The sequence below is a fragment of the Devosia limi DSM 17137 genome (genome assembly GCF_900128975.1).
In the GTDB taxonomy this organism is placed as follows: Bacteria; Pseudomonadota; Alphaproteobacteria; order Rhizobiales; family Devosiaceae; genus Devosia; species Devosia limi.
This window is the reverse complement of record NZ_FQVC01000015.1, coordinates 1-15,158: the sequence shown is the minus strand read 5'-3', so window position 1 is coordinate 15,158 and position 15,158 is coordinate 1. Positions and strand designations below refer to the sequence as shown.

At 62.4% G+C, this 15,158-nt stretch carries 17 protein-coding genes; 11 read left to right on the top strand and 6 right to left on the bottom strand.

What is annotated here, in order from left to right; all coding sequences use genetic code 11:
* Nucleotides 1–2: 2 nt before the first annotated feature.
* From BUA69_RS18135 to BUA69_RS18125, 3 genes are read right to left on the bottom strand one after another with little or no spacing between them, the layout of a single operon-like run.
* Nucleotides 3–977 carry a tripartite tricarboxylate transporter substrate binding protein gene (locus tag BUA69_RS18135; protein ID WP_046134016.1) on the bottom strand — a complete coding sequence of 325 codons (975 nt, stop codon included), beginning with the start codon at nt 975–977 and terminating at the stop codon, nt 3–5.
* A 33-nt stretch (nt 978–1,010) separates the two neighbouring features.
* The gene (locus BUA69_RS18130) at nt 1,011–1,745 is read right to left on the bottom strand and encodes a FadR/GntR family transcriptional regulator (RefSeq protein ID WP_072866623.1); all 735 of its coding nucleotides are present in this window, start codon (nt 1,743–1,745) and stop codon (nt 1,011–1,013) included.
* The gene (locus tag BUA69_RS18125) at nt 1,745–2,392 is read right to left on the bottom strand and encodes an RraA family protein (protein ID WP_046134014.1); all 648 of its coding nucleotides are present in this window, start codon (nt 2,390–2,392) and stop codon (nt 1,745–1,747) included. The genes BUA69_RS18130 and BUA69_RS18125 overlap by 1 nt, the downstream gene beginning before the upstream one ends.
* A 39-nt stretch (nt 2,393–2,431) precedes the next feature.
* On the opposite strand from BUA69_RS18125, the gene BUA69_RS18120 reads away from it, so the two are divergent.
* The 11 genes from BUA69_RS18120 (at nt 2,432) to BUA69_RS18070 (ending at nt 13,246) form a co-directional block, all read left to right on the top strand.
* Entirely contained in the window at nt 2,432–3,439 is a 1,008-nt protein-coding gene (locus BUA69_RS18120; RefSeq protein ID WP_143154576.1) for a dihydrodipicolinate synthase family protein, read from the top strand.
* Nucleotides 3,440–3,674: 235 nt separating this feature from the next.
* Nucleotides 3,675–5,087 (top strand): sigma-54 interaction domain-containing protein, encoded by a 1,413-nt coding sequence (locus BUA69_RS18115; RefSeq protein WP_052950380.1) that lies wholly within the window; start codon nt 3,675–3,677, stop codon nt 5,085–5,087.
* Nucleotides 5,088–5,245: 158 nt separating this feature from the next.
* The gene (locus BUA69_RS18110) at nt 5,246–6,025 is read left to right on the top strand and encodes a 3-hydroxybutyrate dehydrogenase (protein ID WP_046134012.1); all 780 of its coding nucleotides are present in this window, start codon (nt 5,246–5,248) and stop codon (nt 6,023–6,025) included.
* Between the two features lie 8 nt (nt 6,026–6,033).
* A complete protein-coding gene (locus tag BUA69_RS18105) occupies nt 6,034–6,807 on the top strand; it encodes an ABC transporter ATP-binding protein (RefSeq protein WP_046134075.1) in 774 nt (257 codons plus the stop codon).
* The gene (locus BUA69_RS18100; RefSeq protein WP_143154575.1) at nt 6,800–7,534 is read left to right on the top strand and encodes an ABC transporter ATP-binding protein; all 735 of its coding nucleotides are present in this window, start codon (nt 6,800–6,802) and stop codon (nt 7,532–7,534) included. Before BUA69_RS18105 ends, BUA69_RS18100 begins: the two co-directional genes overlap by 8 nt.
* A 42-nt stretch (nt 7,535–7,576) precedes the next feature.
* On the top strand, nt 7,577–8,779 hold the full coding sequence (locus tag BUA69_RS18095; RefSeq protein WP_046134011.1) for an ABC transporter substrate-binding protein: 1,203 nt from the start codon (nt 7,577–7,579) through the stop codon (nt 8,777–8,779).
* Nucleotides 8,780–8,842: 63 nt separating this feature from the next.
* Nucleotides 8,843–9,730, top strand: coding sequence for a branched-chain amino acid ABC transporter permease (locus tag BUA69_RS18090; RefSeq protein WP_046134010.1), 888 nt, complete (start codon nt 8,843–8,845; stop codon nt 9,728–9,730).
* Nucleotides 9,730–10,710: a branched-chain amino acid ABC transporter permease gene (locus tag BUA69_RS18085; protein ID WP_046134009.1), complete on the top strand. Its 981-nt coding sequence runs from the start codon at nt 9,730–9,732 to the stop codon at nt 10,708–10,710. Before BUA69_RS18090 ends, BUA69_RS18085 begins: the two co-directional genes overlap by 1 nt.
* 145 nt (nt 10,711–10,855) lie before the next feature.
* Nucleotides 10,856–11,755 (top strand): lipid kinase, encoded by a 900-nt coding sequence (locus tag BUA69_RS18080; RefSeq protein ID WP_046134008.1) that lies wholly within the window; start codon nt 10,856–10,858, stop codon nt 11,753–11,755.
* A gap of 72 nt (nt 11,756–11,827) precedes the next feature.
* Nucleotides 11,828–12,649 carry a DUF72 domain-containing protein gene (locus BUA69_RS18075; protein WP_160300092.1) on the top strand — a complete coding sequence of 274 codons (822 nt, stop codon included), beginning with the start codon at nt 11,828–11,830 and terminating at the stop codon, nt 12,647–12,649.
* An 84-nt stretch (nt 12,650–12,733) separates the two neighbouring features.
* Nucleotides 12,734–13,246 (top strand): disulfide bond formation protein B, encoded by a 513-nt coding sequence (locus BUA69_RS18070; RefSeq protein ID WP_046134006.1) that lies wholly within the window; start codon nt 12,734–12,736, stop codon nt 13,244–13,246.
* Between the two features lie 137 nt (nt 13,247–13,383).
* Here the strand turns inward: BUA69_RS18070 and BUA69_RS18065 are convergent, their stop codons facing one another.
* From BUA69_RS18065 to BUA69_RS18055, 3 genes are all read right to left on the bottom strand, one after another.
* On the bottom strand, nt 13,384–13,941 hold the full coding sequence (locus BUA69_RS18065; RefSeq protein ID WP_046134005.1) for an HNH endonuclease: 558 nt from the start codon (nt 13,939–13,941) through the stop codon (nt 13,384–13,386).
* 99 nt (nt 13,942–14,040) lie between these two features.
* On the bottom strand, nt 14,041–14,706 hold the full coding sequence (locus tag BUA69_RS18060) for an alpha/beta hydrolase (RefSeq protein WP_046134073.1): 666 nt from the start codon (nt 14,704–14,706) through the stop codon (nt 14,041–14,043).
* A 113-nt stretch (nt 14,707–14,819) separates the two neighbouring features.
* Nucleotides 14,820–15,158: IS5/IS1182 family transposase (locus BUA69_RS18055; RefSeq protein ID WP_072866590.1), on the bottom strand; the 339-nt coding region annotated here is incomplete at its 5' end.

Below are 15,158 nucleotides of genomic sequence, written 5' to 3'. Positions count from 1 at the left end.
GATCAGTCTCGCTGACGCAGGCCGAGGAGCCCCATGATCTCGCCATTGCCCTTGTGCTCGTTGGCCAGGAACGTGGCGAAGTCGGCGCTATTGCTATAGGTCAGGCCAAAGCCGCGATCGGTCATGAAGGTCTGGAATTCGTCGGAATTCCAGGCGGCCTCGACAGCGGTTTCGAGCACGGCAATGGCCTCGGCGGGCACGCCAGCCGGTGCAACCAGGCCGCGCCAGGTACCAGCCACCCATGGCTTGCCAATGGCCTCTTCGACAGTCGGAACATCGGGGAATGCCGCCATGCGAGTGCCAGCGAGCACGGCGAGCGACTTGACCTGGCCGGCCGCGATCATCGACTGCGCTTCGGGCAGAGACGATGGCACGAGGTCCACGCCACCCGATGCGAGTTCCTGGAAGCCCGGAGCAGCGCCCTGGCTGGGAACGACGGTGATGAATGTGGGGTCGATACCCTCGGAATGCAGCAGGCCCGACAGGGCCAGGTGGTAGCCGGCGCCCGGCGCCATGCCCGAGAGCTTGTAGGTGCCGGCAGGCGCAGCCTTGATCGCGTCAAGTGCCATGCGCAGGTCGGTCCATTCGCTGCCCGAAGAGACGTTGAAGGCCGAGGCGTCGAGATTGACGAGCGCGATCGGGGTCACGTCCTCATAGGTGAATTCGGCAGTACCGGACCAGTAATAGGTGGCGAGCTCGGCAGTCGCCAGACCGATCGTGTAGCCGTCTGGCTGCGCATTGATCATTTCGGTATGCCCGATGACGCCGGCGCCGCCCGTGCGGTTGACGACGTTGACCGGCGTGCCCAGCTGCTTTTCGATCTGCGTGGCCAGCGCGCGGGCCACAGCGTCGGTGCCGCCACCGGCCGCCCACGAAACCAGCAGGGTGATCGGGCGCTCGGGATACTGCGCCACAGCGGGCATGGCCGTGCCGGCCAGCAGAATTGCCGCGAGCGAAATTGCCTGGGTCTTGTTCATGATTTTCTCCTCCATGAATTTGCGAGAACTTGGTTAGAGCTTGAGCCGCGAAGTGAGATCGTGCTCGGTCGCTGCGAGGACCGCGTGCATCGCCTCGTAGGCGGCGTCCTGGTCTCCCGCGGCAATGTGCTCGGCGACTTTGCCGTGCGCCGCCAGGTTGCTCGGGAAGACTTCAGGATTCTGGATGCTGATCTGGAAGAACGCGCTGAGGATCGCCGTGATGGCCGGCGAGAACGCGGTCAGGATCATGTTGTGGGATGCGCCAAGAATGGCGGTATGGAATCGGATATCGGCATCGACGGCGGCGGCCGGATCGTCGACGGCCGCGACCATCGCCTGGTAGATGCTGGTGATGGCCTGCTTGTCGGCATCGGTGGCGTGCCGCGCGGCGAGACGCGCTGCCTCGGGCTCGATGATCTTGCGGGCGACCAGAATGTCGCGCACCAGTTCGGGCGTCACGGCGTCGGTCTTGAGCAGCCAGTTCAGGACGTCCTGATCGAACAGGTTCCACTGCTCGCGCGGCAGGATGACGGTGCCGATGCGGGGGCGGGCGGACACCATGCCCTTGCTGGCCAGAACCTTGATGGCCTCGCGCAGCACGCTGCGGCCCACCCCGGTCTCATTGGCCAGGTCGGCTTCGACTGGCAATGGCGTATCGGGCGGGAAAGCGCCCGATACGATCTTTTCTCCGAGCACGGAGACTGCGGTGGCAATCTTGCCCTTGCCCAGATTGCGGGCTGCTGCCGGTTTTGCCACCGCCCGTGCCATCAGAACTTGCCGTACTTGACGTAGGCTTCCTGCGGGTCCTGCCCCTCCAGAATGGCCTTGCGCACCAGGCTTTCGGTATTCATCGCCACTTCGGAGCGCGAAATGACCTCTTCGGCATGGGCTTTGGGAATGACGACGACGCCGTCTTCATCGCCCAGGATATAGTCGCCCGGATGGATCACCACATTGCCGATGGTCACAGGCTCTTCCATGGCTTCCGGGCGCCAGTTGCCGACAACGTCGATCGGCGAGGTGTAGCGGCAGAACACCGGGAAACCGATCTTCTTGATGAAACTGACGTCGCGGGCACCGCCATCGACCAGGTAGCCGAGAACGCCGCGCAGCTTGAGCGCCTCGGCCGAGAGTTCGCCCATCAGGGCCCGGTTGGAATCCTGCGGCTGGCAAACGACGACATGGCCAACGGCAGCCTTGGACAGGAAGCTGGTCCATTCGAGCAGCGATTCATGTGCTCCAACGCTGGGGTCCGGACGGCCGCGCAGCGTAAACACCGGGCCGGCAATCTTGACGTGGTTTTCCAGCGATTTGATCGAGTGCGGCAAAACGGCCGGCGGGAGCCCCATGTCACGCATGATGTCGTAGACGACACCGGAATAGCAGGTGGCAAGGCGCTCAGTCAGGCTGGTCATGATCCCTCCGAAGGGGCCGCAGGATTGCGGCATTGGCGATTGCATAAACTGTGGCACAGCTCTAAATGGTTGGCAACCATTCATCAGATGAATCAATTTCGACAAGGATTTATCGTTATGTTACAAAGTGATAAGCAGACCTTGCAGGGCATTTACCCGATGCTCTATGCGTTCTGGACCGCGCAAGGAACGCTTGATCAAGAGGCCATGACCCTTCAGGTCGAGTACGCCATTTCGAGCGGGGCCGATGGGATTGCTGTGCTCGGGCTGGTGACCGAGTCGCACCGCATGGATGGTGCGGAACGACTGGCGCTGACCCGCATGGTGGGCCGCATTCTGGCGGGACGACTGCCCTATTCCGTTACCGTGGCCGGCCACAGCATGGACGAGCAGATCGCCTTTGCGCACGCCGCCGTGGCGGCTGGTGCCGACTGGCTGATTCTGCAGCCGCCGAACCATCAAAAGCTCAGCGAAGACGCTCTCATCGACTGGTTTGTGACGGTCGGAGAAACCATCACCTGTCCGCTTGGTATCCAGAACAATCCCGAGCACCTGATCAACGCACTTTCGGCCGAGGGGCTGCTGCGGCTCAGCGAGCGCATGCCCAGTTTCACGGTGTTGAAGGGAGAGGGGCCGGTGGTCGGCGTCGAGCCATTGATCGCGCGCACGCATTCCAGCCTCGCCACTTTTGGCGGCCACGGTGGCATCGAGCATATTTCCCTATTGCAGGCAGGAGCCGTCGGGCTCATTCCAGCCCCCGACTGCTTGCCGCTGCAGGTCAGGATCCACCGTCTATGGCAGAATGGCGATGTTGAATCGCGGCGGCAGGCCGTCGCCATTCAGGCCGAGATCTTGCCCCTGATCGTCTTCATGAACCGCTCGCTGGATGGTCTGCTCTGCTACGGTCGTCAGTTCATGGCCCGCCGTCTTGGCCTGTCCGCGACCTTCGACCGGTTTGGAACGCAGCTCCCGACTGTCTTCGGCCTGCAGCAAATCGACGCTTTCTTCGCGGCCCTGGCGAAAAGTGAGGCCGACTGGCTTAGTTAGGCTCACCCGGAAATTGTCCACCGCCTCATGGCACGGCCCCGCTGAGCGCCGAAGCCATGAAGGTTGTTCATTCGAGGAGGGACCGGGAAGCCGGGGTTGCGAAACACCGCTTCCATAAAGGCTTCCTACGCGAAAGCGCCACGCAGGCATGCAGCATGGTTTGCATCGCGTGATGCGTTGCTCATGACGTGAGCAGCATCTAGTCTCGCTCCCGACACTGGAAGCGAGGCCGGCCATGACGCCCACACCGACACTCGAGCGCTGGCCAGCCGCCAATGGGCTGGCCAGTATCGAAGAGGCGGTCGCCGCCTTCAGCCTGCTGCGGGATTTCTTCGAGGGCGCCATTATTGTCGACGCCCAGACCCGCATCACCTGGATGGACAAGCGCTACCGTGAATTGCTCAAATTGGCACCCGACTTCGACCCCATCGGCATGCCGGTGGAAGACATCATCCCCCATTCATTGCTGAGACGGGTGGTCGAGACGGGCCGGCCGATCCTGCTCGACATCATGAATTTCGATGACCGTCAGTTCGTTGTCTGCCGGATTCCGCTCAAGGATGCCGCGGGCGCGGTCGAGGGCGCAATCGGCTTCGTTTTCTACGACAATGTCGACTATCTGGCCCCCATCCTCGACAAGTTCGAAGCGCTGCAAAAGCAGCTGACGCGCGCGCAGGCAGCCCTGACGCGGGAGCGACAGACCAAATATTCCTTATCGAGCTTCATCGGTCAGAGCGAGGCCATCAAGGAACTCAAGGCCATGGTACGTCGCTTTGCGCTGCGCGACGGGGCGGCGCTCATCCTGGGAGAGACCGGCACCGGCAAGGAATTGCTGGCCCACGCCATCCATCAGCAATCTGACCGCGCCGATGGCCCCTTCGTGGCGGTGAACATGGCGGCGGTGCCCGAGGCGCTGCTCGAGGCGGAATTCTTCGGTGTTGCCCCTGGGGCCTATACCGGGGCCGAGAAGAAGGCGCGGCAGGGCAAATTCGAACTGGCTCATGGCGGCACGCTGTTCCTGGATGAAATCGGCGACATGCCATTGGGCATCCAGGCCAAGTTCCTGCGCGTGCTCCAGGAAGGCGAGATCGAAGCGCTGGGCTCCAATACCGTCAAGAAGATCGATGTCCGCATCATCGCGGCGACCTCGCAGGACCTCGAAGCCAAGATCGCCGACAAGAGCTTTCGGGCCGATCTGTATTATCGCGTTGCGGTGCTGACGGTGCACGTCCCCCCGCTGCGGGAGCGGCGCGAGGATATGGCGCTGCTCTGTGAAACGCTGCTGGAGCAGACCATGCGGGCAGCTGACCAGCGTGGCTGGGTGATCACGCCCGAAGCCGTGGCCCTGCTGCAGGATCATGCCTGGCCAGGCAATGTACGCGAATTGCGCAACGTGCTGGAACGGGCCGCGGCGCTCGCGCCGAGCGAGGTGATGGACGCAGGGGTGATCCGTCGCGCACTCCCGCCAGGAGGGCGGCCGGGTCTGCCACGGCAGGGTCTGGCCAATGCCATGGCTGATACCGAGCGCCAGGCGATCCTGGATGCACTCCAAGCCACCGGCGGGCAGAAATCAGCGGCGGCGTTGCGACTGGGCGTGTCGCGATCGCAGTTCTATGAAAAGCTGAAACGCCACAATATCGGCCTCTGACCTATCCTGGTTTCCGGACAGTGTCGTGTCCGCCGCACATCGTTGAGCTCCTGGCCCGTCGAGAAAGCCCCTGAAGCCTGGCTTTGCGCGCTTGGCACGGAACTTGAAAGGGAGTTGGCAAAAGACCGGACCCCTTAAAGTCCGCTACAGGGTGGAGCATGACAACAAAGCGCGTGGCACTGGTCACCGGCTCGACGAGTGGCATTGGCCTCTCGATCGCCAGCAAATTCGCGGCGATGGGTTATGACGTGGCGATCAACAGCTTCGAGGCCGAAGCCGACATCATGAACACGCTGCGGTCATTGGCCGGCAATGGCACCAAAGTGCGCTACTTCCAGTCTGACCTGTCTCTCGATGGCGGTGGTTACGATCTGGTCGGCGAGGTGGTCTCAAGCTTTGGGCAGCTCGATGTGCTGGTTAACAATGCAGGTATCCAAAAGGTGGCGCCGGTAGAGGAACTGCCCCCCGCCGACTGGGACCGTATCGTCGCGGTCAGTCTGGATTCCGCCTTCCACACCATCCGCGCGGCACTGCCCGGGATGACCAGACGCGGCTGGGGTCGCATCATCAACATCGCCTCCGCCCACGGATTGCGCGCCTCCCCTTTCAAGTCGGCCTATGTGGCAACCAAGCATGCTGTGGTGGGATTGACCAAGGCGGTGGCGCTGGAAACGGCAGAGAAGGGCATTACCGTAAATGCCATCTGCCCAGGCTATGTGTGGACGCCTCTGGTGGCCGCCCAGGTGGCCGATCAGGCCCGGGTCCATGCGATGAGCGAGGAACAGGTGGTGCGCGAGGTCATGCTGGCGCCCCAGCCGACACGGCAATTCGTCCAGCCCGAGGAGATTGCGGAATTGGCGGCTTATCTATGTGGCGATCTCGCGCGCTCGATCACCGGATCGGCTATTTCCATTGACGGCGGATGGACGGCAAAATGAACGCAGCCATGACAACCCAGACGGCCTCGGCAGCCGACGTCATCCTTTCAGCGCGCGGCCTGAGCAAGCGCTTTGCCGGGTTCGTGGCGGTGAACGGCGTTGATCTTGATGTGCAGCGTGGCTCGATCCATGCACTGATCGGGCCGAACGGGGCGGGCAAGACCACCTGCTTCAACCTGCTGACCAAATTCCTGCAGCCGAGCGCTGGCACCATTACGCTGAACGGTCGCGACATTACTCGCATGCCGGCGGCCGATATTGCGCGGCTTGGCCTGGTGCGCTCGTTCCAGATCTCGGCAGTGTTTCCCAAGCTCAGCGTACTCGAGAACGTGCGCATTGCGCTGCAGCGGCGGCGCGGTGACAGCTTCGACTTCTGGCGCTCGCAGACGGTGCTGCATCAACTCGACGCAGAAGCGATGGAGCGCATCGACGAGGTTGGCCTGTCGAGCTTTACCAATGAAACGGCAGGCGAGCTGAGTTATGGCCGCAAGCGGGCGCTGGAGATCGCCACGACGCTGGCGCTCGAACCCGAAATGCTGCTGCTCGATGAACCCATGGCCGGCATGGCGCAGGAAGACGTCGCGCGCATATCGGCGCTGATCCGCAAGATTTCGGCCAATCGCACCATCCTGATGGTCGAGCACAACCTGTCCGTCGTTGCCGACCTTTCCGACCGCATCACGGTTTTGGCGCGCGGCCAGGTCCTGTCAGAGGGGTCCTATGAAGTGGTGTCCAAGGATCCCCGCGTCATCGAAGCCTATATCGGAGCCGGCCATGAGTGAACCAATGGCGACGGTCGGTGCGCAAGCCGACAGCCTGCTCGCGGTGCGCGACCTCAACGGCTGGTACGACGAAAGCCATGTGCTGCATGGTATCAATTTCGACGTGTACCCTGGCGAGGTCGTGACCCTGCTTGGCCGCAATGGTGCCGGCAAGACCAGCACGCTGCGTGCCATCATGGGGCTGCTGGGCAAGCGGAAAGGCTCTGTGCGTTTCGACGATCGCGAACTGATCGGGCTAGCGCCGCGCCACATCGCCCATGCCGGGATTGCCTTCTGCCCCGAAGAGCGCGGCATCTTTTCCAGTCTCTCGGTCGAGGAAAACCTCATGCTGCCACCACAGGTGCGGCCCGGCGGGCTGACGCGTGAAGCGGTGCTCGACATGTTCCCCAACCTGCGCGAGCGGCTGGGCGGCCAGGGCACCAAGCTCTCCGGTGGCGAGCAACAGATGCTGGCCATCGCCCGCATCTTGCGGACCGGCGCCAAATTCCTGTTGCTGGACGAACCCACCGAGGGTCTGGCCCCGGTGATCGTGCAGCAGATCGGCCGCACCCTTGGCCAGCTCAAGAGCCAGGGCTTTACCATCGTATTGGTCGAACAGAATTTCCGCTTCGCCGCATCGGTAGCGGACCGGCACTACGTCGTCGAACAGGGTCGGGTGATCGACACCATTCCCAATGCCGATCTCGCCGCCAACATGAACAAGCTCCACGCCTATCTGGGCGTCTAGCACCAAGCCGAAAAATCGGCACCATCAGGAGGAGACGCAATAATGAATTTCAAGACCATCATCCTGGCTTCGGCCACCAGCCTGCTGCTGGCGGGTACGGCCATGGCCCAGACCGAAGTCAAGATCGGCGTGCTCAACGACCGCTCGGGCGTCTATGCCGATCTGTCGGGCGAAGGCTCGGTGATCGCTGCCCGCATGGCCGTCGAGGATTTCGACGCCGCCGGCAAGGGCATCACCGTCGAAATCGTCTCGGCCGATCACCAGAACAAGCCCGACGTCGCCTCCAATATTGCCCGCCAATGGTATGACCAGGATGGCGTCGACCTGATCGTGGACGTACCGACCTCGTCGGCAGCATTTGCGGTCAACGAAATCACCCGCGAGAAGAACAAGATCTTCATGAATTCGGGAGCCGGATCGGCCGACCTGACCGGCGCGCAGTGCTCGCCCAATACGGTGCACTGGACCTACGATACCTGGGCACTCGCCAAGGGCACCGGCACCGCCATGGTGGAACAGGGCAATGACAAGTGGTTCTTCATCACCGCCGACTATGCCTTTGGTCATGCGCTTGAGCGCGATACCATGGCCATTGTCGAGGGCTCGGGCGGCGAAGTGGTCGGCACCGTGCGCCATCCATTCCCCGGCACCGATTTTTCTTCCTACCTGCTGCAGGCCCAGGCCTCGGGTGCCCAGGTGATCGGCCTCGCCAATGCGGGCGGCGACACCGTCAACACCATCAAGCAGGCATCCGAGTTCGGCATCACCCAGGCCGGCCAGGCGCTTGCGGGTCTGCTGATCTTCATCACCGACATTCACGCGCTGGGCCTTGAAACCGCGCAGGGGCTGGTGCTGACAGAGAGCTTCTACTGGGACCTCAATGACGAGACCCGCGCCTGGTCCGAGCGCTTCGCCGCCCAGAACGACGGCAAGAAGCCGACCATGGTGCATGCCGGCGTCTATGCCAGCGTGCTGCACTACCTCAAGGCGGTGGAATCCACCGGAGCCAAGGAAACTGAAGCCCTGATGGCGGCAATGAAGTCCACACCGACCAGCGATCCGCTGTTTGGCGACGGCATGATCCGCGAAGACGGTCGCAAGATCCACGACATGCACCTGTTCAGGGTCAAGTCACCGGCTGAATCCACCGGCCCGTGGGATTACTACACCTTGGTCGCCACCACCCCGGCCGCCGATGCTTTCCGGCCGATCGAAGACGGCGGCTGCGCCTTCATCGCCGAGTAGTTCACCAATGGCGCTCCGGCACCGCCGGGGCGCCTCCCCTCGTTTGCATCGGGATCGTTTGTCATGTTCGAGCTTTTGGGCATACCGCCACAGGCACTTTTCGGGCAATTGCTGCTGGGGCTGATCAATGGCTCATTTTATGCGCTGCTTAGCCTCGGGCTGGCGGTCATTTTCGGCCTGCTCAACATCATCAATTTCAGCCACGGCGCGCAGTATATGATGGGTGCCTTCGTTGCCTGGATGCTGCTGACCTATACCGGCATCAACTACTGGTGGGCGCTGCTGATCGTGCCGCTGGTGGTTGGCGCGACGGGCGTGGTGATCGAGCGGCTGATGATCAGCCGGCTCTATCATCTGGACCACCTCTATGGCCTGCTGCTGACCTTCGGCCTGGCGCTGATCATCCAGGGCCTGTTCCGCAACCAGTACGGCGTCTCGGGCCTGCCCTATTCCATCCCCGCCGAACTCTCGGGCGGCACCAATCTCGGTTTCATGTTCCTGCCCAATTATCGCGCCTGGGTCATCGTCGCCTCGGTCGTGGTGTGCTTTGCCACCTGGTTCGCCATCGAAAAGACCCGGCTGGGCGCCTATCTCCGCGCCGCTACCGAAAATCCAACGCTCGTCGGGGCCTTCGGCATCAACGTGCCGCGCATGATCACCCTGACCTATGGTTTCGGGGTGGCGCTGGCCGCGCTGGCCGGCGTGCTGGCCGCGCCGATCTATTCGGTCAACCCCAATATGGGCGCCGACCTCATCATCGTGGTCTTCGCTGTCGTCGTCATTGGCGGCATGGGCTCGATCCTGGGCGCCATTCTGACCGGCTTTGGACTTGGTGTCGTCGAAGGCCTGACGCGGGTGTTTTATCCCGAAGGCTCGGCCGTGGTGATTTTCGTGATCATGGCCATCGTGCTGCTGGTCAAGCCCGCCGGGCTGTTTGGAAGGACGCAGTGATGACGACCCAATCGGAAACCGGCTACCGTTCCGAGGCTGCAGCCTTGCCGGTTGGCACGCCGCGCCATCACATGGTGATCTTCGCTGTGCTGTTCGGCCTGTTGCTGGTGGCGCCCAGCCTGCTCTATCCCGTATTCCTGATGAAGGTGCTGTGCTTTGCCCTGTTCGCCAGTGCGCTGAACCTGCTGCTCGGCTTCGGCGGCCTGCTGTCATTCGGTCACGCGGCCTTCTTCGGCTCGGCAAGCTATGTCGCTGCCTATGCCGCCAAGGCCTGGGGCTTCAATCCCGAATTCGCCATCCTGCTCGGTGTGCTGGCCGCGGCGGTGCTGGGCCTCGGCATCGGTGCATTGGCGATCCGGCGGCAGGGCATTTACTTCGCCATGGTGACGCTGGCCTTCGCACAGATGGTATTCTTCTTCGCGCTGCAGGCGCCGTTCACCGGCGGCGAGGATGGCATTCAGGCCGTGCCGCGGGGCAAGCTGTTCGGCCTCATCGACCTCAGCTCCGATCTCACGCTGTATTTCGTGGTGCTCGCCATTGTCTTCGGCGCGCTGCTGCTGATCTACCGCATCATCCACTCGCCCTTCGGCCAGGTGCTCAAGGCTATTCGTGACAACGAGCCCCGTTCGATCTCGCTGGGCTACAAGGTCAATCGCTACAAGCTCGCCGTCTTCGTCATGTCGGCCGCGTTGGCCGGACTCGCTGGCGCCACCAAGGCCATTGTCTTCCAGCTCGCTTCGCTCACCGACGTCTACTGGACCATGTCTGGCGAGGTGGTGCTGATGACCCTGCTCGGAGGCATGGGCACCGTCTTCGGGCCATTGATCGGCGCCGCGATCATTGTCAGCATGCAGAACTATTTTGCCGGCTTCGGTGCCTGGGTGACAGTGTTGCAGGGCGTGATCTTCGTCGGCAGCGTGCTGTTGTTCCGCGAGGGCATTGTCGGGGTGCTGGCCAAGTGGTTGAAGAAACCGCTTTAGTCACAGATGCTCGGCAGAAATCGCGACCAAAAGGCTTGCCGGATGCGGTGTTCGCAACGCTTCCGGCGAGCGGAGAAACAGGCTGGTTTTTCCTTGGGATTACGGTGTAGTGCCATGCGCGCAATACCAACATCCTGGATTGTCCATGTCCTCTGCCCGCCGCAATGCCCTGATGCTGATCAATCCCAATGCGCGGCGTGGCAGCGACACGCTTGATCCGGTAATCGCCCGGTTGGAGCGCGGCGGCATTGATGTCAAGGTCGAGCGCTTCCACACACCCCGCGAAGTTTCGGCCGATATCGAGCGCCGGCACAACGAAGTCGATCTCGTCATCGTCTGCGGCGGTGACGGCACCATTAATTCTGCCGCCAAGGGGATCATGGCGACGGGCCTGCCCATGGGCATCATGCCGATGGGGACCGCCAATGACCTGGCACGGACGCTGGCCATTCCGGACGACCTGCTTGCCGCCGCCGACATAATCCTGGCCGGGCAGACCCGTCGCGTCGATCTGGGAGAAGTGAACGGCCACCCGTTCTTCAATGTCGCCAGCATGGGGCTGAGCGCGGATCTCGCAAATTCGCTATCGCGCGAAGCCAAGCGCCGCTGGGGCAAGCTGGGCTATGCGCTGGCGGCCGCGAGAGTTTTGCTGAAGGCTCGTCCGTTCAGCGCCACCATTATCAACCGGTCCGGCGAAGTGCAGGTCAAAACCCTCCAGATCGCGGTCGGCAATGGCCGCCACTATGGCGGCGGTACCGTGGTCGAGGCCAATGCCGCCATCGATGACGGTCACCTCGATCTCTACAGTCTCGAGCAGGATAATGTGTTCCGCCTGCTACTGCTGCTCGGCGCGTTCCGCAAAGGCACCCATGGCGCCTGGGAGGAGGTGCGCACCGACAAATGCGTCGAGTTCGACATCCGGACCAAACGGGAAATGCCAATCAATACCGATGGCGACCTGGTCACCACGACGCCCGCCCACTTCGTTATCCGGCCATCGGCAGTGGCTATCTTCGCACCCGGGCCAGCTCGACCTGGCCGATAGCAGCGCCAGCACTGGACAAGCGGGCCATCTTGTTGGACCGTCAGACACTGTATCTGGGCGATGAGGTGGACCGTGACGATCAGGACCGGAACGGCTGGATGGGTATTTGAACCCTGGCGCGGTGAATTCTATCCGCCGGGCCTGGTGCAGAAAAGGGAGCTGGCCTATGCCAGCTCGCGCCTCGGCACCATCGAGATCAATGCCACCTTCCGCGCCAACCAGAAACCCGCGAGCTTCCTCAAATGGGCCGGCGAGGCCCGCGACGGCTTCGTCTTCTCCATCAAGGGCCCACAATTGGTGACCCATATCAAGCGACTGAAGGACTGCGCACCGGAGCTGGCCAATTTCTTTGCCTCTGGCCCCCTGGCGCTTGGCGATAAGCTCGGCCCCTTCATCTGGCAATTGCCGCCCAATGTGAGCTTCAAGCCCGAGGTGATCGAGGCCTTCCTAAACTTGTTGCCGCATGACGCGGACAGCTATGTCGCGCTCGCCAGCAAGGCCGATGGCCGCCTCAAATCGCCGCCCTACCTCGACACCTCAGGCATCGGCCTCGTTCGTCATGCCATCGAAGCGCGCCATGCAAGCTTTGACAGCGACGATGCCCGCGCCCTCTTTGCAGCGCACAATGTGGCGATGGTGATTTCCGACACGGTCGAATTCCCCTCGCGTCAGCTTACGGCCGACTTCGTTTATTGCCGCCTGCAGGGACCACCGCGCCCCGATGCCGCTGGCTATCTGGCCACCGATATCGCCGCCTGGGCCGATCAAATGGCGCAATGGGATACCGAGGGACGCGACGTCTATGCCTATTTCGTGCACGAGGACAAATTGCACGCCCCAGCCAATGCCATCGCCTTGCGCCAGGCTCTGGGCATAGCCCTGCCGGGCGATTGATCACATCGCTGTTCCGGGCTGGAAATCGCCGCGATCTCCCTCTATCCAGCCAACATTCTTCAGCGTCACACCGAAAGTCTGTTCATGGCCGCTTCGCTCTTCGCCCCCCTCGACAAGAAGGCCGCGCTGCTGGCCTTTCTGATCGGGCTCGTTGCCATTCTTGGCGCCCTGGCTTCGCAGGTTTTCGGCGGGCTTGTGCCGTGCGAGCTCTGCCTGGAACAGCGCATGAGCTATTATTGGGGTCTGCCGCTGCTGGCAGTGATCCTGCTCACCTGGAACCGCTTGCCGCTGACGGTCTGGTACACCGCCATGGCTGTCGTCACCGCCATCTTCATCTGGGGCGCCTATATGGGGGCCTATCACGCTGGCGTCGAATGGGGCTTCTGGCCCGGTCCGACCGCCTGCACCGGTGTCGGCGAAATGGTCAGCTTCGATGCGATGAGCAATCTCAACGCCGCCCATGTCGTGGGTTGTGATGTGGTGCAGTTCCGCCTCTTCGGCATCTCGATGGCTGGCTACAATGCCCTGGCTTCCTTGGCCATGGTCGGCCTGCTGGCACTCTCGATCTTCGCCCAATACCGCCGGCAGGCCCGCTAAGGGTCACGGTCGCACCGGCCCCGCCAGGCTGTGCATCCGCCACGCCCCATCAGGTCATGCCCGCGCAGGCGGGAATGACCTGGTGGACGCGAATGTAAATTGAGTGCAGCCAGGACGCCGAAGCAACGGCACCCCGCCTACTCGACCAGCTCGATATCCCAGTAGAGATAATCCAGCCAACTCTGGTGCAAATGGTTGGGCGGGAAAGCCCGGCCATTATTGTGCAGATCATGCACTGTCGGGTGATACGGGGCCTGCTTGGGGAACATCTTGATGTCCCATGGCACGCGATTGGCCTTGCGCAGGTTGCACGGGGCGCAGGCGGCAACGATGTTTTCCCAGGTCGTTCGCCCCCCTTTGGAGCGCGGAATGACATGGTCGAACGTCAGATCGTCCTTGGAACCGCAATACTGGCACTGGAAGCGATCACGCAGGAACACGTTGAAGCGTGTGAACGCGGGATGCAGCGCCGGTTTGACGTAGTCCTTGAGCGAGACCACGCTCGGCAGCTGCATGTCGAAGCTGGGGCTATGGATGACAGTGTCGTAGTTGGACACAATGTTCACCCGGTCCAGACACACCGCTTTGATCGCATCCTGCCAAGACCACAAGGACAGTGGATAATAGCTGAGCGGCCGGAAGTCGGCGTTCAGAACAAGCGCGGGACAGGCCTCAGGCGACACGTGGATCGTCACTTGAGTCTCCCGGATCGGGAATCGAGTAAGTCCATAGCCCCCTTATAATAGGCCCTTTGTGTCAGGCCTGTGAAGCGGGGGCACCCAAGCTTTCGTCGTTTATTTTTGCGCGACGGCCGAAGCGATGAAATCGGTCGCAAATGCCAGGCCATCCGGCGAAATTCCGTGCGCTACGCCGCGCGACACATGGTGGCGCACGTCCACGCCGACCGCACGCAACGCCGTTTCCGCCGCCGAACTCAGCTCCGGGTCGACCACCTGATCCATATCGCCATGCACCAGGCAGACCGGCGGCTGCGCCAGTCCCGGACCGCCAAAACCCTCTGGCGGCACGAAGGCCCCCGAAAACGCGACGATGCCCATGAGCTTTGTCGGCAGCGACAGGCCGACATGCAGCGCCATCATCGCCCCCTGGCTGAACCCGGCCAGGATCGTGTCCTCTGCGCCCAGCCCGGTCTGGGCCCATAGATCATCGAGAAACTGCACCAGAGCCGGCGCCGCCATGGGCAATCCCTGCTGTCGGTTGGCCACCCTGTCGCTCTCATAATCCAGCGCGAACCACTGGAAGCCGAAGGGGTTGCCCGGGCAGGGCTCGGGCGCATTGGGTGCCACGAACAGCGCGTCGGGCAAAACCGCCTGCCAATGCGGTGCCAACCCGATGAGGTCGGCCCCATCCGAACCATAGCCGTGTAACAACACCACGATCTGCTTGGGGGCGGCGCCGGATATGGGCGCCAGCATCGGACCGGAGAGCTTTGGCGGCATGAACATAGACCTGACTGATGAGCAGCGTTGCTTGGCGCTAACACACCAGCCCGGCTAAGCCAAGCAGCGCACCGCATCGATATGCGGCGCCGGCCGGCGACCGGGCACAGGCTCTAGGTAGCGGACTCATAAAAGCGCATCCAGAGGCGTGAACAAGCGATGAGAACGGCGGCGAGATAGTTGCGCGCCGTCTTTTCGTATCGGGTTGCGATCTTGCGGAAGTGTTTGAGCTTGTTGAAGAACCGTTCTACGAGGTTGCGCTGGCGGTAGATGGCTGGGTCGACGCTGCGCTGCTGCTTGCGGTCCCGTTGGGTTGGGATGTGGCCGCGGCCGCCTCTTTGCTGGATCATCTCGATAATGGCTTGCGCGTCGTAGCCGCGGTCCGCGACCACGTCACCGACGACTGCTCGTGTTGCCAATAGGGCGGGAACCGCTGCTTTGTCTGAGGCCTG